This is a genomic window from Corticicoccus populi (assembly GCF_042686195.1).
GTDB lineage: Bacteria > Bacillota > Bacilli > Staphylococcales > Salinicoccaceae > Corticicoccus > Corticicoccus populi.
On the sequence record NZ_JBHUOQ010000001.1, the window covers coordinates 1,417,383 to 1,438,962 of the forward strand.

Genomic DNA, 21,580 nt, shown 5'->3' on the forward strand with positions numbered 1-21,580 from the left:
AACTATTTAAATATATAATAAATGATAGCCAGGTTGATTGTAATCGAGATTCGAAAGCCCTTGAGCTTTCTATGCCACCTCACATTATGTAGGGTGGTTTTTATATAAAATTATACGGTGGGAAAAGGATGGCTAATAAAATAAAAAATATGGTTGATAAACTAGTAAAAAATGGTCAACTTGAAAAAGGACTTCACAAAATAAATGATGCTTATAAGAAAAAGAGCGGAAAAGATTATTCTGAATATATTAATCAAGGGATAGATAAATTAAAGAAAAGAAACGGTTCATCTTGATTATGGATTACTAATTATAAGTTGTTGCTCTAACTCTCTTAACTCTTTAATAGTCATTTCGTCAGTTTCCTTATCTTCACATGTGGATGACCTATGTCGGTACTACCGGCACCATTTATATCCTAACGTAGCAAATGGTTGCTTTAGATAGACCTAACTCGGTGAATCAGCGACCTCCTCATACATAGATATTAAAAGTAACTGTGTTCATATTAGGGGCGGTAAGACTGACAACGCTAAAAGAGATATCAATATACCAACTAAAGACATTGAACACATTAGATTAGTATTAAACCAGCATCCTACAAAAATTCAGGGTGATATATTCAAGCTGTCACATAATGCAGTAACCAAACAATTAAACAAAGCTTTAACATACTGTGAAATAAATAAAGATATCACGCCCCACGCTCTAAGGCATACACATTGCTCTGTTTTGCTCGGTGATGGGGTAAAGTGTCAATTATGTATCTAAACGTCTGGGGCATGCTTCTATTGCAATTACACAACAAGTATACGCCCACTTATTAGAAGAACAGTTTGAAGCGGAAGATAAACATACAATAGACTTGCTTAATTCCATTTAAGTGGGTCTATTTTTTGTCGATATGTGCCAGTGATGTGCCACAGAATTAAATGAAATACATTGCAACAAAAATAAAAACCCTTTTATATCAAGGGTTACAGGTAATACATTCTATTAAAATATCTAAAAAACGCCCACAAAGGGAATCGAACCCCTATCTCAAGAACCGGAATCTTACGTGTTATCCATTACACCATGTGGGCATATATATGAGTCTCAAACAAAATCATTATACCAACATTTCACTGAGATGAAAAGTACCAAAAATACAACGTTTATCTTTTGACCTTATTTGACTAATGTGATATAACTAAATTATCAACTTGATAAAAGAAATACAGGAGGGTCATTATATGAATTTAATACCTACAGTAATTGAACAGACAAACCGCGGTGAACGTGCTTATGATATTTACAGCAGACTGTTAAAAGACCGCATTATTATGATTGGCAGTGCTATTGACGACAATGTCGCAAATTCAGTAGTCAGCCAGCTTCTATTTTTACAGGCTCAGGACTCAGAAAAAGATATTTATCTATATATCAATTCTCCGGGCGGCAGTGTAACAGCTGGAATGGCGATTTATGATACAATCCAGCACATCAAACCGGATGTACAGACAATCTGTCTCGGTATGGCGGCTTCAATGGGATCATTCCTTCTTGCAGCTGGTGCTAAAGGCAAACGTTTTGCACTTCCTAATGCTGAAGTAATGATTCATCAGCCACTCGGCGGTGCTCAGGGTCAGGCAACTGAAATTGAAATTGCTGCGAAACATATCCTGAAAACTCGTGAGAAACTCAATCAAATTTTAGCGGACCGTACAGGACAGCCGCTTGAAAAAATCGAAAGAGATACTGACCGTGATAACTTCATGTCAGCTGACGAAGCAAAAGAATACGGCTTAATTGACGGTGTTATGGATCCTGAAAAAGCTTAATTAATTTATCAAAGCGTCATCCCTTATTCATTTATGGGATGATGCTTTTTATTGTATAATGATAATACTACAATTCAGAGCGGAGGCAGTGGAATGAATATATTAGTATTGGGCGGTACGGGTCTTATCGGCAGCAGGCTTGTTAATGCATTGGCCGGGGAGGAATATCATATTTACGTTCTGACGCGCGGGAAAAAAACTTCTTCAGATCCATTTATCCACTACGTGCAGTATTCCCCGGACGATATTACTGACACATCATGGCACAGTGAAATACCGGATGACATTGAAATCATTTATAATCTTGCAGGGGCAACGTTAAATCAAAAATGGACGGATTCCGCGAAAGAAGATATTTTAAATTCACGCATTAATGTAATGAAAGTACTTGAGCGCTTTGTGGAAGAAAACAGTCCGCCAAAAGTACTTGTCAATGCCAGTGCCATCGGGTACTATCCGGTGAGTGAGCATGTTGAATATGATGAGGCGGATGTTTTCACTCCGAATGATTTCCTTCAGAAAGTTGTACATGTATGGGAAAATCATGCGGCCCGTTTTGAATCTTACGGCATCAGAGTAGTCCGCGGACGTATCGGTCTTGTTCTGTCTAAAGACGGCGGTGCACTCCCTCTGATGGAAAAACCATATAAACTCGGTGTAGGCGGTCCGATAGGCAGCGGCAGACAATGGTACAGCTGGATTCATATCGATGACCTGGTCAATGCATTTTTATATACCGGCGCCGACAAAACAATCAGCGGACCTGTCAATTTCACAGCACCGGCGCCTTTAAGACAGAAGCAGTTCAGCAGTTATCTGAGTGCTGCATTAAAACGCCCGGATAAATTCCACACCCCAAAATTTATGCTGAATAAAGTGCTCGGTGAGCGTGCGGTTCTCGTCGTTAAAGGACAGAAAGTCATGCCGAATGTTCTTCTTGAACATCACTTTAAGTACCTGTATCCGACACTTGACCTGGCACTTGAAAATATTTACGAAAAATAGAGCGAAGGGTCTGATTTCAGTCAGACCCTTCGCTTTAATATTACTTCAATTTAACTTCTTCACCGTTTCTAATCTGGTCGGCAATCTGGTCAAGTTTTCTCAGACGGTGATTCACACCTGACTTCGATATAACACCCGTTGATACCATCTCACCGAGTTCTTTCAATGATACCTCCTGATGTTCTACACGGAGACGTGCCACTTCACGGAGACGGTCGGGCAGTTCTGAAATGCCGACTTCATCATCTATAAACTGAATATTCTCCACCTGCCGCATCGCAGCACCGATGGTTTTATTCAAATTGGCTGTCTCACAGTTTACGAGACGATTTACGGAGTTACGCATATCTCTGACGATACGGACATCCTCAAACTTCAAAAGTGCCTGATATCCGCCGATTAAACTTAGAAATTCAGCGATTTTTTCGGCACCTTTCAAATATGTGATATATCCACGCTTACGCTCAATGTACTTCGCATTCAGCTCATAACCGTTCATCAGCTCGGTCAATGCGATTGCATGGTCTTCATACAGTGAGGAAATCTCGAGATGGTACGCAGATGTTTCCGGATTATTTACAGATCCGCCTGCTAAAAAGGCACCTCGTAAATAACTGCGGATACAGCAGTCTTTCTCTCTGATCTCATCACCGATTTCATTGGTAATAAAACCGGACTGCATAATATTTAAGTCTTTCAGTACAACTGCCGCTTCATCTTTAATACGGCATATATACACATTATTCTTTTTTAATTTCATTTTCTTACGGACTAAAAGCTCCACTTCAACACCGTATACCTGCTTGATTAACGAAAACATCCGTCTCGCGATCGCAGCATTTTCGGTCTGGACGTTAATAATCCATTCACCTTCAAAAAAGCTTAATGCACCGTTCATCTTAATCAGCGCAGACAGCTCACTTTTCTTACAACATGTATCCACTTCGACACGTGTCAATTCATTTTTCATATCAGAAGCAAATGACATGCAATCACACCCTTAACTATTCTTCATTCGTCCGATACTGCAGTGTACTGATTTCATCCAGTGCAATATCATATATCATTTCCGCTAAAATATCGTTATTATGACGGACCGCACCCTCACGGTCGATACTGACAATATCTTTATGGGTCAGCACTTTCACACCGATATCGTTCAGCCGCGCTCTGTCACTTTCAACGACCGTCATGCTGTTTTTTTCATAGTAGTCCGAAATATGAACATTGATATCTTCTTCATTTAAGATAATAAAGTCCATCACCGACTGACCGATATGATCATTAATCGCTTCCAGATGATCTGCAGCACTGTAGCCGATGGTCTCGCCCATCTGAGTCATAATATTTGAAACATACACTTTTGTTCCTTTGGAATTGATAATCGCTTCCTTCATGCCGTGAGGGATGACATTCGGAATAATTGAAGTATATAAACTTCCCGGTCCGAAGACGATGATGTCCGCTTCTTCCATTGCTTCAACAGCTTTAGGCGTGGCATCTGTATCTTTCGGCAGCAGATATATTTCTTCAATCTTCCTTCCGACTTCAGGTATATAGCTTTCACCGACAATGATTGAATCATCATCCATTCTCGCTGCAAGTTTCGGACTGATGTTGGTTGACGGGATAACCGTACCCTTAACATTCAATATCGCACTGAGTTCCTCTACAGCCATCGCGAAATCACCTGTAATGTCATACATCGCGGCAATCATTAAGTTGCCGAGAGAATGACCGCTGATTTCATCCTTTTTAAAACGATATTTAAACAGCATCTCAAGCTGTGACTCGACATCCGATAAAGAAGTCATCACATTCCGGATGTCTCCCGGTGCCGGCATATCAATCTGATCCCTGATCAGACCAGTAGAACCGCCGTCATCAGCGACCGATACGATGGCTGATATATCAACGGGATACCGTCTTAAGCCCCTTGCCAGTACGCTTAATCCGGTGCCCCCGCCGACCAGTGTTATTTTAATTTTTTCCATTAACGATGCCCTCAATTGCCGCATCTCTGTGTATCGCCGAAATATTAAAATCAAAATGATCCTGCAGATCGTCGGCAAGGCGTTTCGTAAGTGCCACTGAACGGTGCTGACCGCCGGTACATCCTATTGCAACCACAAGCTGTGATTTACCTTCCTTCAAATATTGAGGAATCAAATATCTCACCAAATCAAATAATTTAGTGTAGAAAATATTAGTTTCTTTCCAGCTCATCACATAATCATACACCGGCTGATCCATCCCGGTATACGGCTTTAATTCGGGCACATAATGCGGATTTGGTAAAAAGCGCACATCAAACATCATATCCGCATCAATCGGTACACCGTGCTTAAAACCAAAGCTCATAATACTCACATTAAAGCCAGCCTGTTCGTCACCTGAACATTTCTCAAACATTTCTTTACGCAGCGATTTGGGATCGAGTTCCGTTGTCTCTATAATGAAATTCGCCCGTCGCTTCAATTCTTCTAAAATTTCACGTTCCTGCTCAATGGCTTTTAAGACGTTCATCTCGTTATCAAGCGGGTGCGCACGTCTGGTTTCTTTATATCTGCTGACAAGACGATTGTCTGTAGCATCTAAAAACACAATCCGGAGTGCAATATTTTCATTAGCCTCAATTTTATCCAATTCAGCTACCAGTGTGTCAAAGAACTGTTTACCGCGTAAATCTATTCCTAATCCGACATAATCCATCTTTCCGTCAGTCGTTTCCATTAATTCTGCGATTTTCGGCAGCAGCACCGGTGGAAGATTATCTATACAGAAATAATTCATGTCTTCCAATGCTTCAATCGCTACTGATTTACCTGCACCGCTCATGCCAGTTAAAATGATAAGTTGTTTCACTGTTCACACGCCCCGCCTATACTTAGTCTTTAGTTAACTTTACACCAATTGAGTCATTTTAAAAAGTACATACTGATATTTAATAGTACAATCCATTCATCTTTTTTTCAATTTTACGGCTCACAGAAATCATCCGCTGATTTCAGTTTATTTTATCCGGGGCATCACTTGAATCGTTATTCTTATCCTTCGTAGTTATGGGCCTGGTATTGATTCGTTCAAACACCTGCATGGACGTCTCCTGATCACGAAACAAAAAAGCATACACCATTGAGTGTGTATCAACACCTCAACCATGCATGCTTTCTTCAATAATTTTTATTCTTCTTCATCAAATACCGGCATACCGAGAACTTCTTCATTAAATCGTTCCGGAATCAGTATTTTCCGCATCAACCCATCAACATCACCGTAGTCTTTTTCTTTAGTGACATAAATTTCATATCCCCGCCGTTCATAAATATCTTTCAGCCAAGGATGGAATTTTAGTGATGTTCCAAGTGTGACTGCCGGAGCCTTCAATGTATCTCTCAGCACCGTTTCTTCAACATAAGTCAAAAGCTTATCGCCGAGGCCCTGCCCTTTGTACTCCGACTTAGTCGCAAACCACCATACAAAAGGATAACCTGATACAGAAATTTCGTCATCCCACGGGAATCTGATGGTAATGGTGGATACAATCTCACCGTTCTTTTCCAGAACATATGCTGTAGACTCTGAAATATTTTTCTGTACATCTTCCAGTTCAACATTGACTGACGGCCACTCAATTCCGAGATCCTTAAGCGGTTTAAATGCTGTTTTCATTAATTTTAAAAATTCTTCTGCGTCTTCAAGTGTCGCCACTCTGATAATATCTTCTGACATTCTGCCACTCCGTTCTGATGTTCTTAAAATTCATTTCCTACTTCTATACTTTTTATCTCTCTTTTATCTTTAACAGCTGAATACACCTGTGCAAACAGTGCAGAGAGCAGTATATAAATAAGCGTTCCTATAATATAAACCGTCTCGAGATCAGATATCAACAAATACGTTTGGTAACCGAGAACCACGAGCGCAGTACCTGCAATAATATTCAGCTTTGTCTGCGAAAGTTTAAATGGCGAACGGGCATATAGTTCCGGTTCCTTTGCCGGCAGTCTGACTAGAGCAAGGACAGGAAACATGAATATAAATAAAGATAACCCTGTACCAAGCTGTGCAACGACTGTCAGTGATACACCTGTCAATATCGGAACTGCACCGACAAGGTAAAAAATAATAAGCAGATAGTGCGGTGTGCCGTACTTTTGATTGACCGTTGCGAGTTTTTTCGGAAGCAGTCCGTCTTCTGCTGCTGCATAGAAGCTCTTTGTAATCCAGGTGAATGTGGAATTCAAAGTTGTTGCCAGAGCAAACATCGCACCGCACACGATAAAGAATACAAACAAGGGCTGCGGAAGAATTTCATTTGCTACAGCTGTCAGCGGCTGGCCGGCCACTTCTGCAATCGGCAGTACACCCACCGCAATTGTTGCAACAAATGCATAAATGATACCGACACCGACTGTTGCGACAATCATCACAAGCGGAATGTCATGCTTCGGATTTTTCATCTCCCCGCCGAGTTCTGCAATCACCTGGGCACCGCCGGTTGCGAATGATACCAATCCGACAGCAGTAAAGAAACCTGCAAGTCCGTCCGGCGCCATCTGTGCTGCGTTAAATACAGTAAAGTCGACATTCGGCATACCGTAAAAAATAAACATTAACAGTGCTGCGATTAATAGTATGACCATGACTTTATTAACCTGCGCCGATAATTTCACCCCGAGCAGATTAACGATAAACAAGGCGGTAAGGAGCAGAAATGCGACCGGCATAATCGGAACTCCCGGAACGATACCCTGTATGTATTCCGCAAATGATATCGCATAAATCGCAAGTGTCACTTGAGCGAGTAAAAACATTGGGAGCCAGAACATGCCTGTCTTGGCAGATAACAGTCTGCTTGTATAACGGTACAGACCGCCTGTAGACGGCATGGATGCACCTAATATTGCGATTGGCAGAATTGTAACCACTGTCAACAGTGACGAAATAATAAATGCCGGTGTCACACCGCTCCCCGTCATCATAATCGCAATACCGGTCAGTGACATGACGCCGGCACCAATAACCTGCCCGGCCGCAATCACCAGTACATCCCAAAAACCAAGCACACGTTTCAACTTATTTTCTTCCATCTCATCACTCACCTTTCTAATTCATACCTTTTAAATAGGATTAATGATGAGTATATGCTCTGCACTGTTCCGTGTCAATCATTTTATTTAAATATCGATTACCGTTTATGCGGATACAAAAAATCCGGGACACCATTCAGGTGCCCCGGACCGGGTTATATCATTTATTCTTCGTCTTCCAGGCGCTCAAGGTAATGTTGTGCATTCTGTGCTGCGATACTGCCGTCTCCTGTTGCTGTAACGATCTGACGGAGTGTTTTATTGCGCACATCACCTGCAGCAAAAATCCCCGGAATTTTTGTTTCCATTTCTTCATTGGCTTCAACATAACCAAGTTCATTTAAGATACCCAGATCTTCAAACGGCTTAGTCAAAGGCTTCATACCGATGTATACAAAGACACCATCGGCATTAAAGTCATACGCATCGCCTGTTTTTTTATCAAGCAGTGTCACGCCTTCTACTTTATTTTCACCATTAATGGACTGAAGCTCTGTATCCCAGATAAAGTTAATCTTGTCATTTTTAAATGCTCTGTCCTGAAGGATTTTCTGCGCACGAAGCTCATCTCTTCTGTGGACAATGGTCACTTTGGATGCGAATTTTGTCAGGAAGACACCTTCTTCAACCGCAGAGTCACCACCGCCGATGACTACAAGTTCACGCTCTTTAAAGAACGCACCGTCACATACTGCACAGTAGCTGACACCGCGTCCGCCGAGTGCTTCTTCACCCGGCACGCCGATTTTTTTATATTCTGCACCGGTCGCGATAATGATTGCTTTCGTTTTAATATCTTCAGAACCGGTCTTTAATACTTTAATACCGTCTTCTACTTCGATGGATTTAATATCCGCATACTTGTATTCTGCACCGAATTTCTGTGCATGTTCAAACATTTTGGATGACAATTCCGGTCCGGTCACAAAATCAAAGCCGGGGAAATTCTCAACTTCTTCTGTATTCGCCATCTGTCCGCCCGGCACACCGCGTTCAAGCATCACTGTCTTTAAGTTGGCACGTGATGCATAAACAGCAGCAGTCATTCCGGCCGGTCCTGCGCCAATAATTACTACGTCATATATTGTTTCTTCAGTCATTGTTAAACTCCTTAGTATTAATTTTCATGTCTTCACATTATATATTTTCATTACTTTTTTTACATTAATTCTGCTCAATCATGCCGATTGCCTTATTCAGCTTATAGTTTGTCACTTCAAATTCCCGGCACAAACCGGACTTTGTAAACTTCCGTCCCTTTTGGAATAAATACAAATTAGCAGCAACAAGTGCGCCGGTATCTTCAAAATCACCAATGCGTTCATATATATCGTGAAATGTATCAATCCACTGCAGCAGATCCTCATCAGAATTGTAGCCGCTCTCAGTCAGCGCCTCAAGTCCTGCATGCATTCTGCCGAGACGTACGAGTTTCAGCCCCTGGAATAAAAAGGTCACATATAATTTTTCGTAATCTTCCATCCCTTCAATCCGCGTCCAGATATTATGTCCGAGTATCGCCTCTTTCGGCTCGACTCTGTGAATTTTATATAATCCGAGAAGGCGTTCATGTGTATCATCACTATCTAAAAACTGATGTTCCAGCCGCTCAATTTCAACCATCGCATCATTTTTCACCCATGGACTGTGCTGGACATCGACTCTGTGGAACTGCTGCATTCTCTCCCAGAATAATTTTGATTCTTCCGGTTTTCCAGTATAAAAGCTCGCATGGCTTAACGCATGCAGCAGCTGGAAACTGACAAACTGCTGATTTTTATAGAGCGGCATTAACAGTTCATATGCCCGGTCATATTTTCTCAGGAAGCTGAGTACGAGTCCTACTTTAAAACGGTCATCATCATCAAGCGGCTGCACCACTTCAAGCTTCTTTAAATATCTCTGATACTTCTCCTCTTCACCAGTGTGGTAATAGAGAAGTGTCATATGGCTCAGTGCATGCATATCCGTCTTATTCTCTTTTAAAAGCTGCTCAAGTAATTCTCCCGCTTCATCAAATTGATTTAAGAATAAATAGGCCATCGCTTTTAAATTTCTGAATTCCCGCTCCTCCTGAATCTCAACAGGCATTGCAGATAAGAAATCAAGTGCTTCTTCGATTCTTGCATTCATAAATAAGTGCTGGAAGATATGGTGTCCGACAAAGCGTTCCGCTTCACTTTCCACTTCATTCTCATCTTCAACAGCCACGTCAAATAAACGCTCAAGTTCATCCTGATAATCATCTTCCGGATAATGTTTGACATACTCCATACCAAATAGGAATGCCTTGTTCGGATCATTCATAATGATATACAGCTGACTCAAAATATAATAAAATTCAGCATCGTAATGATGCTGAATGAAATGATTAATCAATATATGTTCAGCTTCAGCATGACGCCCGTTATCCGCAAGAAGATACACATATTGAGACAGATAGCTTAAATTACTGTTGTCTGTCTCAAAAGCTTTTTTAAAATGCTTCAGCGCCTCTTTTTTATTATTTTGTTCGACTTTTTTTAGTCCTTGATTAAAGTAAAATGAACCACTTTGTTGAAATGGAACAACTTTTCTGTCAGACATTCGATTTACTCCTCATAACAAGCGGATTACCATAACATAACGTATCATCCGGAATATCCTTCGACACGACACTCCCTGCACCGACCGTCACATTGCTGCCGATTGATACGCCGGGCAGTATCGTAACATTGGCACCAATCATTGTGTTTTCACCAATGTACACATCACCGATACGGTATTCATCCACTAAATATTCATGCGTCAATATTACCGTATTATAACCGATAATACTGTTGTTGCCAATATGAATATACTCCGGATACATTAAATCCGGCATTGCCTTATAGGCAAATGAAACATGATCTGAAAGATCCATCCCGAGAAATTTTTTATACAGTTTGTATTTAAGCCGTGTTGACGGACAGAAACGCCCGGTTTCAATGACAAGAAAATTTTTAGCAACTTTAAAAGGGGAGACTGTCTGATATAAATTCCACAGCGGATTCAAACCCTGCACCTTGTATTTAATCAATTTTCTCATCATTATTTCTTCTTCCTGCGTTTGTTACTCACGTGTTTTACAGGCTTCTTTTTATTCACACGACCATATACATAGTTGACACTGCCGTACTGCGGCAGATTCATTTTCATGGAACGGTACACCCAGATTAATACAGCGGCTGCGATCGTAATAATCGAAATCACCTGTGCCGCGCGCAGCATTTCACCAATCATCAGACTGTCTGTACGCATCCCTTCGATAAAGAAACGCCCCACAGAATAATAGATTAAATATAACAGTACCGTCTGTCCGATTTTCAGTTTCGGACGAATCAGGATGAGGACCACCACACCGATAATACTCCAGACAGACTCATATAAAAATGTCGGGTGATAGTAGGCACCATCAATATACATCTGATTAATAATGAATTCCGGCAGTCTTAAAGATTCAAGAAACTGACGGCTGACTTCACCGCCGTGAGCCTCCTGATTAATAAAGTTTCCCCACCGGCCGACTGCCTGTCCGAGCAGTATACTTGGTGCCGCTATATCTGCGACCTGGAAGAAACTGAGGTTTTTCTTTTTACAGTAAATGAGGCCTGCTAAAAATCCGCCGATTAAACCGCCGTGAATCGCCATACCGCCCTCATTCACCATAATAATACTTACAGGATTCGCTCCGTAGTAATCCCAGTTGAATACAACATAGTACAATCTTGCACCAATTAAAGAAAATAAAATAATGTAGAACATTAAATCCGTAAACATACCTTCCGGCATGTTGCGCTTGACCGCTTCTCTGTTGGCAAGCATATATCCGATGACCATGCCGAGGGCTATAATCACACCGTACCATCTGATATCCAGAGGGCCGAGGCTGACTGCGACAGGATCTATCGGCTGAATGTTAAAAATCATTATTCAGCCCTCCGTTTTTCTGAATCTGGTTATTCAGTCTGCCGTTAAATTCAAGTGCCGCATCATACCCCATATGCTGGAGACGGTAATTCATCGCAGCGACTTCAATGATTCCTGCGAGACTCCGCCCCGGACGGATTGGTATGGTCCGCTGCTCCACTTCGGAATTCAGTATTTTAACCATTTTATGTTCAAGACCGATTCTGTCATATGTTTTATTGGCATCCCAAAGTTCAAGATTAACGTTCAACATGACACGTTTCTCCTCAAGAATACATCCGGCGCCGAACAGCGTCATTACATTAATAATGCCGAGCCCCCGGATCTCAAGTAAGTTCCGGATGAGTTCCGGTGCAGATCCCATCAACACATTATTCGATACTTCTTTGATTTCAACATTATCATCCGCAACAAGTCTGTGTCCGTTTTTTACCAGCTCAAGCGCTGTCTCACTTTTACCGACACCACTCTCACCCGTAATCATGACACCAATTCCGTATACATCCACAAGGACACCATGTAAATTGGTTTCCGGTGCCAGTTCTTTTTCCAGGTAGCTTGACAGCTGGGAGAAGAAATTGGTTGTATTTGTTTCAGTCAGCAGCAATGGAATATTATTCTGGTTGCATGCTTCTATAAGTTCAAGCGGTGCGTGCAGATCCCGCGTCACAATAATACACGGTGTTTCTTTACGGCACAGCCGTTTCGAACGGTCCTCACGCTCTTCATCGACCAGCATTCTTTCAAAGAATGAGATTTCCGTCATACCTAAAATCTGAACCCGGTCCGACGAATAGTGGGAAAAATACCCTGCGATTTCCAGAGCCGGCCTTGAAATATCAATATTTTTAATCTGCTTTTCAAGACCTTTATTACCTGCAGCCACTTTAAGATTGAGTTTTTTTGCGATATTATTTACTGAAAGCATTTCTTCACCCCGACACTTCTAATTACTTCAACTATAATGAATGCATACATCAAATGCAATCATCTTAAATACAGTCCATAAAAAAAGACCGGCAGAGCCGGTCCTTATGTTATCTTCTGTGTAATGTGACACTGCCGAATTTTGTGCTGACTTCAAGGAATAATCCTTTTTCGTCTGTGTCATTGACAAGCATGACTTCTTTTAATCCGAAATCCTGCTGCTTCATCGCACGGACATCAATTTCCGGCGGATAATTAATCTGTCCCACCACTGTACTGAGACGGCCTTCGAGTTCACGCCCCTGCGGAACGCTGACGTTTACGCCGCCCATATTCGTGTTGATTGTCACATACTCCATGGATTTCGTCAGTGCGAGAGTGACCGATCCATTTGCCGATACAGTCACATCTTTCGCATTAAAGTTGTCTGTATTCACTGTCCCCACCATACTGACAATCTCAAGGTTGCCGTATGAACCGTTCTGCAGGTTAATATGCCCGCGGGACGTTCTGACAAAGGCATGATCCGATGATACACTGTCGAGTGTGACATCCCCGTTTAAAATATCTACGGTTAAATCTTTAAAGTCTCTGTCCTTAATGGAAATATTGCCGTTTGATCCGGAAATAATCAGACGTTTGATATCATTCGGATTCAGCTGCAGTTCAACATTTACTTTGACACTTCTTATATCCGAAACGATAATGAGTTCACCGTTTTTCACTTCACAGATAATATCTTTAAAGTAATTTTTCTTTTTATCCAGTTTTCTGTACATCGGGCTCACTTCAAACTTCGCTGTTGTCACACGCTCAGTCGGCACAATAACAATGTTGCCGTTTGTAATATCCAGAGACACATTGTTAAACTCCTGATCGATCGTTTCAATCAGTCTGTTTTTCGGCCCCTGTGAAAACATGGAATCAATATTTGAGTTTTTAACAGAATCAAATACTTTTTCAAATTTATCAAACGCCTGTGATGTCTGCTTCTGTCCTTCAAATCTGCTTTTAACATCACGATAGACACTGCTTGCTTTGTCGTTCAAATCCCGGTAGGTATCACCGGCTTTATCTTTATTCACATACTTATTGACTTCGCCCATAAACTGCTGGAACAAATCATTGACCTTTCCGCTCTCTTCACTGCGCTCTGCTTCAGGTTCTTCCTTGGTACCGGTTGTCTTGTCTTCATAGCTTCTGTTGTCGGCACTGTCTTTTTCGCCTAACGCTTCAATCAGACGCACCGCTTCTTCGGATGATATTTTCCCTTCATCAAGCATCTTCAGTATACGTTCTTTACTATCCATGGTTTACCTCCTCATGGTTTCTCGATAACCATTTTTTAAGATGATACCCTGTGTGGCTTGCCGGTTCATTCATGATATCTTCAATTGTACCATTGACGACAATTGTTCCGCCACCGGCACCCCCTTCAGGTCCTAAATCAATCACATGGTCGGCAACTTTAATCACATCCAGATTATGCTCAATAATAATCACTGTATCTCCGTTGTCCACGAGCCTTTGAATTACAGTAATCAGTTTCGCGATATCTTCTGAGTGCAGTCCTGTAGTCGGTTCATCAAGAATGTATAAAGACTTCCCGTTTGACCGTCGGTGCAGTTCAGAAGCCAGTTTCACACGCTGTGCTTCACCGCCGGACAATGTTGTTGCCGGCTGACCGAGTCTGACATAACCGAGTCCGACATCGAGGAGTGTTTTTATTTTACGCTTGATTTTAGGCAGGTTTTCAAAGAAATAATATGCTTCTTCCACCGTCATTGCTAAAATATCTGCGATACTTTTGTCTTTATACGTCACTTCGAGTGTTTCTCTGTTGTACCGTTTGCCGTCACAGACTTCACAGGGTACAAAGACATCCGGCAGAAAGTGCATTTCTATTTTAATAATACCGTCTCCTCTGCACGCTTCACAGCGGCCGCCCTTCACATTGAAGCTGAACCGTCCTTTACTGTATCCGCGGACCTTTGCTTCATTCGTCTGTGCAAACACATCTCTGATATCATCGAACACTCCTGTATATGTTGCCGGGTTACTTCTCGGTGTCCGGCCGATCGGCGACTGATCGATATCTATGATTTTCTCTATTTGATCTGCACCTTTGATACTGTCGTGTTCACCTGGCAGCTGCTTTGTTTTATACAGCTTTGAATGAATCCCTTTATATATAATTTCATTGACAAGGGTACTCTTTCCGGAGCCGGAAACACCTGTCACAACATTTAAAACAGACATCGGCACTTTAATATTAACGTCCTTCAGATTGTTCTGGCGGGCGCCTTTAACTTCAATCGCATGCTTCATATCCGGCTTACGATATTCTTCCGGCAGCGGTATTTGGCGCTTTCCGCTTAAATACTGGCCGGTAATGGAGTTTGGATCATTCATCACTTCTTCCGGTGTCCCTGAAGAAACCACTTCGCCGCCGTGCTCCCCGGCACCCGGACCGATATCGATTAAATAATCACTCGCAAGCATCGTATCCTCATCATGTTCCACAACAATCAGAGTATTGCCGAGTTCTCTCATGTCTTTTAACGTACTGATCAGACGGTCATTATCTCTCTGATGCAGTCCGATGGACGGCTCATCAAGAATATACAGGACACCGCTCAGTCTGGAACCGATTTGTGTCGCAAGTCTGATACGCTGCGCTTCACCGCCGGACAATGTCCCGCTTTTACGGTTCAATGTCAGATAATCGAGACCAACATTTCTTAAAAACGTCAGGCGCTCATTAATTTCTTTTAAAATCGGTGCCGCAATCACTTCATTTTGTCTGGACAGGTTTAAGTGCTCAAAGAATTCAAGCGCATTGTTCACCGCCTGATCCACCGCTTCACCAATATGGCGGCCGTCCACCTTCACAGATAACGCTTCTTCGTTCAGTCTGTAGCCGCTGCACGCGTGACACGTGGTCTCACGCATATATTTCGCCATTGCTTCACGCGTATATTCTGACGGACTTTCATTATATCTGCGTTCAATATTATTCATCACGCCTTCATACGGCGCTTCACGGCGGCGGGTCACACCGTTGTCCTGTTTAAAGACATACGTGATCAACTCGCCCTTTGAACCGTACAGAATAATATCCCGTTCCTTCTTTTTCAATGATTTAAACGGTACCGTCATATCTATATTGAAATACTCACATGTCTGTTTCAGCATCTGCGGATAATAGTTCGAGCTGACCGGCTCCCAGGCCGCAACTGCACCCTCTTCAAGAGATTTTGTTTCATCCGGCACGACAAGTTTTTCACTGACGGACATCTTCATGCCGAGGCCGTCACATTCACTGCACGCACCGAAAGGTGCGTTAAATGAAAACAGTCTCGGCTCCATTTCGGACACTGTAAACCCGCATTCAGGACACGCATAATGTTCCGAAAAATGAAGGTCTTCACCGTCAATGATATTGACCGTCACATTCCCTTCACCCTTTGTCAGTGCCACCTGCAGTGAATCACTGAGTCTTGATTCAATATTGTCTCTGACAACGAGCCTGTCAATGACGACATCGATATCATGCTTTTTATTTTTACTCAGTTCCGGAACTTCTTCAATGTCATACATTTCACCGTCAACCACTACTCTCGCAAAGCCTTCTTTCCCAAGCTGTTCGAGCAGTTTCACATGCTGACCCTTACGGCCGTGCACAATCGGGGACAATAGTTGAATCTTTGTACGCTCTTCTAAAGACATCACTTTATCCACCATTTCCTGGATAGTCTGTGAAGTAATTTCTATACCATGGTTCGGGCAGTACGGTGTTCCCGCTCTCGCATACAAGAGCCTCAGGTAATCATAAATCTCGGTAATCGTCGATACTGTCGACCGCGGGTTATTACTGGTTGTTTTCTGGTCAATGGCAATTGCCGGTGACAGTCCTTCGATTGAATCCACATCGGGCTTTTCCATCTGTCCGAGGAACTGTCTTGCATATGCACTAAGTGACTCCACATAACGTCTCTGGCCCTCGGCATATATTGTATCAAACGCAAGAGATGATTTTCCGGACCCTGACAAACCCGTCATTACAACCAGCTTGTCACGCGGGATATCTATATTCAAACCTTTTAAATTATGCTGTCTCGCACCTTTAATACTAATGTTCTTATTCTTCACTCAAATCACCCTTCTGCCTGCAGCTCAAAAAGTGCATCTCTTAATTCAGATGCTGTTTCGAAATCTAATTTCTTCGCAGCTTCCTTCATATCTTTTTCAAGCTGCGCAACTACTTTTTCTCTTTCTTTCTTCGTCAGTTTTTTGCGCTTTGCCGGCTTGTCTTTATCCGGCTTCACTTCAACTTCTGCACTGATGGCATCCCGGATATCTTTTTTAATTGTCACCGGTGTCACACCATGTTCCTCATTGTATGCCATCTGAATTTCTCTTCTACGCTGGGTTTCATCGAGAGCATAACACATCGAATCTGTGATTTTGTCAGCATACATAATGACATGCCCTTCACTGTTACGCGCTGCACGTCCAATAGTCTGTACAAGGGAACGGTTGGAGCGTAAAAATCCTTCTTTATCTGCATCAAGAATCGCCACAAGAGAGACTTCCGGTATATCTATACCCTCTCTCAATAAATTAATCCCGACAAGCACATCATATGTGCCGAGACGAAGTTCACGTATGATTTCAATACGTTCCAGTGTCTTTATCTCCGAATGCAGATACTGTACTTTCACACCTGCTTCTTTTAAATACGTCGTTAAATCTTCTGACATCTTCTTGGTTAAGGTCGTAATCAGTACACGTTCGTTCCGTTCGGAACGCTTAACGATTTCCTCCAGAAGGTCATCGATTTGATGTTCTGTCGGTCTGACATCAATAGTCGGATCAAGAAGACCTGTCGGTCGGATAATCTGTTCGACCATTTTTTCTGTATGTTCCAGTTCATACGGCCCCGGGGTTGCAGAAACATATAACAGCTGCTGCGCTTTCTTTTCAAACTCTTCAAATTGAAGCGGTCTGTTATCCAGTGCACTCGGCAGCCTGAACCCATGTTCGACAAGCACACTTTTACGTGCCTGGTCACCGTTGTACATTCCTCTGATCTGAGGGACCGTCACATGGGACTCATCAATCATAATCAGGAAGTCTTTGAAATAATCAAGCAGTGTGTACGGTGTCGACCCAGTCGGCCGCAGCGTTAAATGAACAGAATAGTTTTCAATGCCGGAGCAGAAACCCATCTCCCGCATCATTTCGAGGTCATAATTCGTACGCTGTTCGAGCCTCTGTGCCTCGAGCAGTTTATTTTCATTTCTTAAATGCTCAAGACGTTCTGCAAGTTCTTTTTCAATGCGTTCAATCGCTATTTTCATTTTTTCTTCACGCGTTACGAAGTGTGATGCCGGGAAAATCGCAAAATGTTCTCTTTCATGAAGCACTTCGCCTGTTAGATAGTTAATCTCACGGATTCTGTCGACTTCATCCCCAAAAAATTCAACCCGGATACACTGTTCATCGCGGGATGCCGGGAAAACTTCGACGATATCCCCGCGGACTCTGAAAGTACCGCGTCTAAAATCAATATCATTTCTTGTGTACTGTACATCCACAAGTTTTCTTAAAAATTCATTGCGGTCCATTTCCATGCCGACACGGACACTGACCACCATATCCTTGTATTCTTCAGGATTACCGAGACCGTAAATACAGCTGACAGACGCAATAATAATGACATCATCCCGTTCAAACAGCGCACTTGTCGCACTGTGCCGCAGCTTATCTATTTCATCATTAATCGAAGCATCTTTTTCAATAAATGTATCTGTATGCGGTACATATGCTTCCGGCTGGTAGTAATCATAATAACTGACAAAATACTCTACTCTGTTATTTGGAAAGAACTCCTTAAACTCACTGTATAACTGCCCTGCCAGAGTCTTATTGTGTGCAATGATTAACGTCGGTCTGCCGACCTCTTTAATCACCTGACTCATCGTAAATGTTTTACCTGTACCTGTTGCACCGAGCAGTGTCTGATGTCTCTGCCCCGAATTAATTTGAGAAGCAATCTCTTTAATCGCATTCGGTTGATCACCTGCCGGCTCAAACTTTGATACTAAATCAAATTCAGCCATGTACACGCCTCCCAATAATTATTAACATAATATATTCTATCAAAAAAAGAACAGAAATAACAAACATTTGTTCGGTTATCTCTATTCCTCTTTAACTTTATCAATTTCATAAATCTCAACCAGCATATAGCCGAGAACCAGTGACAGTGCATCTAAAAAAATAACCCATTCCGTATTATAAAACCCTCTGTATATCGAGACACCGAACAGGATAAATGTAAGAATCACTGCAACATACTTATTTCTTGTCAATCTGGCAAAAGCAACCACTGTAACAGCCGGAACCACCATGGCCATCATATACCAGTACAAATCCATCAATTAAATCTCCTCATTATTTAAAATAGATTTCGTAATATCCATCAGTTCCGTCTTTGGTATAAAGCGTTCTTTCAGCATATCCGTCAATATATTCTCAAGGAAATCCTGAACCGAAGCCATGTATGAATACTGTTTAATTGTAATTAAGGACATTTCATAAATTTCAAAGAATAAAGGTTCGGGATTACGCTTTTGAATTTCTCCGAAAGATTCATAAAGCAGGTCTATTTTGTCTGCGACCGCAAGTATCTTCCCCTCGACCGACTGATCTTTCCCTTCTTTTAATCTTCGCTTATATATTTCCTGGTACTCTTCGGGAAATTCCTCTTCGATAAATTTAACTGTCATGGACTCTTCCACTTCATGAAATAAAGAGCTCAGTTCATCTGTAGCATACTTTACCGGTGTTTTAATATCGCCTGTAAAAATCTCCGGGTAGTCATGGTTCAATGCCTTCTCATATAAATTCTTCCAGTTGACTTCCACACCGTTGTGTTCTTCCACCGTTCCTAAATACTGCGCGATTTTCGTCACTTTAAACGAATGTGCCGCGACGTTATGTTCCTGATATTTAAATTTACCCGGACAACGGATTAATTTTTCCAAATCATTTAAACTCTTAAAATACTGATGTACTCCCATCATGATGCCTCCTTCACATATTCAATATAACTGGTTAACTGCTCAGGTGTAATTTCCCCGATATATGCACGCACCACGTCTCCCTCACTGTTCAAAAAGAAAGTCGTCGGCATTAAGTTAATATGATACTGATCAATCGCTTCCGATTCATCACTGAACTCAAAAATCGGATACTCAACTTCATAGGTCTCTAAAAACCTGTCCCGGTTCTCAGCACTGTCACGCAGATTAATACCGACCACTTCCACCGGTGACTCTGACTGATCATTGTAATACTGATTTAAATCCGGCGTTTCTCTTTTACACGGCTCACACCATGATGCAAAAAAATTCACAACAGTGACTTCATTATTTTCAACAATGTCGGAAAATGAGCCGTTATTATTTATTACCCTGTCAAAGTCCTGTTCTAACAAATTTTCACCGACTGCGTGATGATTATCACGTCCTTCAGACTGCTTAACCGTTTCAATACTCTGTGCCCTGAACTCATCTTCAGAATAATTCATCACTGCATATACACTCACAGCAACGAGCAGGATAAAAGAAACCACCGCAAATATAATTATCGTCTTTCTTGTCTTCATAAATGATCAGCCTCATTTTATTATTTCAATCATTTTATCATATGACACAAAAATAAAAAGTGTCTAATTTATATCACTTTTTTATGAACAAAAAAACGGAAAGCCTTCCGGCCTCCCGCTTCTTTCATATCATATTCTAAATTAATATCTGTAATAACCGTCAATTGAACCAGACACATAGTTGACTGAACGTTCACCAACGTGCTCGGACGGGTTAAGTGCATCAACCATCTGACCGTTGCCGATGTAGATTCCAACGTGAGTTCCGCCGTTAAAGAATACTAAGTCACCAGGCTGTGGATCTGATACTTGAGTACCTGCTGCCTGTTGTCCGGCAGCTGTTCTTGGAATATCAATTCCTTTATGCTCTTTCATGAACTGCTGAGTCAGAGCTGAACAGTCGACTGCAGTCGCACTGTTTCCACCGTATACGTATGATTTACCGGATGCAACTGAATGTGCAGTTGATGCTGCACCGCTGTTGTTTGTTGAAACATCTGCATCTGCAGTCGGTGCAGGTGCCTGTGGTACTTCAACATCATTAGATTCTACAGTTTCTGTAGCTTCCTCAGTATTGTAGTCGTATGAAGCAGTGTCATCATATGTGAATGACTCTTCTGAAACTGTGTAGTCTGTATTTGATACAGTGTAATCTACATAATCCGCTGCTTCATAGCTCGGTCCTTCATAAGTATAACTCCATGTATTGTCATAAGTGTCTGCCTGCTGTGTATTCTCTCCTGAACCATATGCATTCGCTGAAACGCCCTGTGCTGTAATCCCGGAAAGTGCTGTTACTGTAGCAAGTGATACTAATGTCTTCTTCATAATAAAAAAATCCTCCTAAAATAATTAACTCCAAAAATCTATATGTGGTTCCCCTCGTGAGGTTTAAAAGTTATTTGTTTATCACTGCCAAGAACTATAACACATAAAAATCCCTCTGTGTGACATGTAACCCACTTGTAATATAAAAGAAATGAGCGAAATAAAAAACGACATATTTCACTTTAAAAATAAAAATATACGTAATATGTTTCAAGCTCTCAATCACTTGCAGTCACTGGTTTAACAGGGTTAATTACATATTTTCACATTATTTTAAGCAG

At 41.7% G+C, this 21,580-nt stretch carries 20 protein-coding genes and 1 tRNA gene; 3 read left to right on the top strand and 18 right to left on the bottom strand.

Features of this window, described 5'->3' with window-relative positions; translation table 11 throughout:
- Positions 1 to 128 precede the first annotated feature (128 nt).
- Positions 129 to 296, top strand: coding sequence for a hypothetical protein (locus ACFSX4_RS07095; protein WP_377772968.1), 168 nt, complete (start codon positions 129 to 131; stop codon positions 294 to 296).
- Positions 297 to 1,013: 717 nt separating this feature from the next.
- On the opposite strand, the gene ACFSX4_RS07100 is transcribed toward ACFSX4_RS07095, so the two are convergent.
- Positions 1,014 to 1,085, bottom strand: a tRNA-Arg gene (locus ACFSX4_RS07100).
- 150 nt (positions 1,086 to 1,235) lie between these two features.
- Between ACFSX4_RS07100 and clpP the strand changes: the two genes are divergently transcribed.
- Positions 1,236 to 1,823: an ATP-dependent Clp endopeptidase proteolytic subunit ClpP gene (clpP, locus tag ACFSX4_RS07105; RefSeq protein WP_377772971.1), complete on the top strand. Its 588-nt coding sequence runs from the start codon at positions 1,236 to 1,238 to the stop codon at positions 1,821 to 1,823.
- 93 nt (positions 1,824 to 1,916) lie between these two features.
- On the top strand, positions 1,917 to 2,828 hold the full coding sequence (locus ACFSX4_RS07110) for a TIGR01777 family oxidoreductase (protein ID WP_377772973.1): 912 nt from the start codon (positions 1,917 to 1,919) through the stop codon (positions 2,826 to 2,828).
- Positions 2,829 to 2,868: 40 nt separating this feature from the next.
- Here ACFSX4_RS07110 and whiA read toward each other — a convergent pair whose 3' ends face one another.
- The 17 genes from whiA to ACFSX4_RS07195 form a co-directional block, all read right to left on the bottom strand.
- Positions 2,869 to 3,816 (bottom strand): DNA-binding protein WhiA, encoded by a 948-nt coding sequence (gene whiA, locus ACFSX4_RS07115; RefSeq protein WP_377772975.1) that lies wholly within the window; start codon positions 3,814 to 3,816, stop codon positions 2,869 to 2,871.
- A 16-nt stretch (positions 3,817 to 3,832) separates the two neighbouring features.
- A complete protein-coding gene (locus ACFSX4_RS07120) occupies positions 3,833 to 4,822 on the bottom strand; it encodes a gluconeogenesis factor YvcK family protein (protein WP_377772977.1) in 990 nt (329 codons plus the stop codon).
- Complete coding sequence (gene rapZ / locus ACFSX4_RS07125) at positions 4,809 to 5,693, bottom strand: RNase adapter RapZ (RefSeq protein ID WP_377772979.1); 885 nt, start codon at positions 5,691 to 5,693, stop codon at positions 4,809 to 4,811. Before rapZ ends, ACFSX4_RS07120 begins: the two co-directional genes overlap by 14 nt.
- A gap of 318 nt (positions 5,694 to 6,011) precedes the next feature.
- Positions 6,012 to 6,560, bottom strand: coding sequence for a GNAT family N-acetyltransferase (locus ACFSX4_RS07130; protein ID WP_377772981.1), 549 nt, complete (start codon positions 6,558 to 6,560; stop codon positions 6,012 to 6,014).
- Between the two features lie 23 nt (positions 6,561 to 6,583).
- Positions 6,584 to 7,921, bottom strand: a complete 1,338-nt coding sequence (locus ACFSX4_RS07135; RefSeq protein ID WP_377772983.1) for an APC family permease — start codon at positions 7,919 to 7,921, stop codon at positions 6,584 to 6,586.
- A gap of 164 nt (positions 7,922 to 8,085) precedes the next feature.
- Positions 8,086 to 9,021 (bottom strand): thioredoxin-disulfide reductase, encoded by a 936-nt coding sequence (gene trxB / locus ACFSX4_RS07140; protein WP_377772985.1) that lies wholly within the window; start codon positions 9,019 to 9,021, stop codon positions 8,086 to 8,088.
- A 64-nt stretch (positions 9,022 to 9,085) separates the two neighbouring features.
- On the bottom strand, positions 9,086 to 10,507 hold the full coding sequence (locus ACFSX4_RS07145) for a tetratricopeptide repeat protein (protein WP_377772987.1): 1,422 nt from the start codon (positions 10,505 to 10,507) through the stop codon (positions 9,086 to 9,088).
- Positions 10,500 to 10,988, bottom strand: coding sequence for an acyltransferase (locus tag ACFSX4_RS07150; protein ID WP_377772989.1), 489 nt, complete (start codon positions 10,986 to 10,988; stop codon positions 10,500 to 10,502). Before ACFSX4_RS07150 ends, ACFSX4_RS07145 begins: the two co-directional genes overlap by 8 nt.
- Positions 10,989 to 10,990: 2 nt before the next feature.
- Positions 10,991 to 11,869: a prolipoprotein diacylglyceryl transferase gene (gene lgt, locus ACFSX4_RS07155; protein WP_377772991.1), complete on the bottom strand. Its 879-nt coding sequence runs from the start codon at positions 11,867 to 11,869 to the stop codon at positions 10,991 to 10,993.
- On the bottom strand, positions 11,859 to 12,797 hold the full coding sequence (gene hprK / locus ACFSX4_RS07160) for an HPr(Ser) kinase/phosphatase (RefSeq protein ID WP_377772993.1): 939 nt from the start codon (positions 12,795 to 12,797) through the stop codon (positions 11,859 to 11,861). Before hprK ends, lgt begins: the two co-directional genes overlap by 11 nt.
- Before the next feature lie 109 nt (positions 12,798 to 12,906).
- Positions 12,907 to 14,106: a DUF4097 family beta strand repeat-containing protein gene (locus tag ACFSX4_RS07165; RefSeq protein WP_377772995.1), complete on the bottom strand. Its 1,200-nt coding sequence runs from the start codon at positions 14,104 to 14,106 to the stop codon at positions 12,907 to 12,909.
- Complete coding sequence (gene uvrA, locus ACFSX4_RS07170) at positions 14,099 to 16,948, bottom strand: excinuclease ABC subunit UvrA (protein ID WP_377772997.1); 2,850 nt, start codon at positions 16,946 to 16,948, stop codon at positions 14,099 to 14,101. The genes ACFSX4_RS07165 and uvrA overlap by 8 nt, the downstream gene beginning before the upstream one ends.
- Before the next feature lie 5 nt (positions 16,949 to 16,953).
- Positions 16,954 to 18,921 (bottom strand): excinuclease ABC subunit UvrB, encoded by a 1,968-nt coding sequence (gene uvrB / locus ACFSX4_RS07175; RefSeq protein WP_377772999.1) that lies wholly within the window; start codon positions 18,919 to 18,921, stop codon positions 16,954 to 16,956.
- A gap of 81 nt (positions 18,922 to 19,002) precedes the next feature.
- Positions 19,003 to 19,239, bottom strand: a complete 237-nt coding sequence (locus ACFSX4_RS07180; protein WP_377773001.1) for a DUF2198 family protein — start codon at positions 19,237 to 19,239, stop codon at positions 19,003 to 19,005.
- Between the two features lie 3 nt (positions 19,240 to 19,242).
- On the bottom strand, positions 19,243 to 19,884 hold the full coding sequence (locus ACFSX4_RS07185) for a YfbR-like 5'-deoxynucleotidase (protein ID WP_377773003.1): 642 nt from the start codon (positions 19,882 to 19,884) through the stop codon (positions 19,243 to 19,245).
- Positions 19,884 to 20,471, bottom strand: a complete 588-nt coding sequence (locus ACFSX4_RS07190) for a TlpA family protein disulfide reductase (RefSeq protein ID WP_377773005.1) — start codon at positions 20,469 to 20,471, stop codon at positions 19,884 to 19,886. The genes ACFSX4_RS07185 and ACFSX4_RS07190 overlap by 1 nt, the downstream gene beginning before the upstream one ends.
- A gap of 141 nt (positions 20,472 to 20,612) precedes the next feature.
- A complete protein-coding gene (locus tag ACFSX4_RS07195) occupies positions 20,613 to 21,299 on the bottom strand; it encodes a C40 family peptidase (RefSeq protein ID WP_377773007.1) in 687 nt (228 codons plus the stop codon).
- Positions 21,300 to 21,580: the final 281 nt, after the last annotated feature.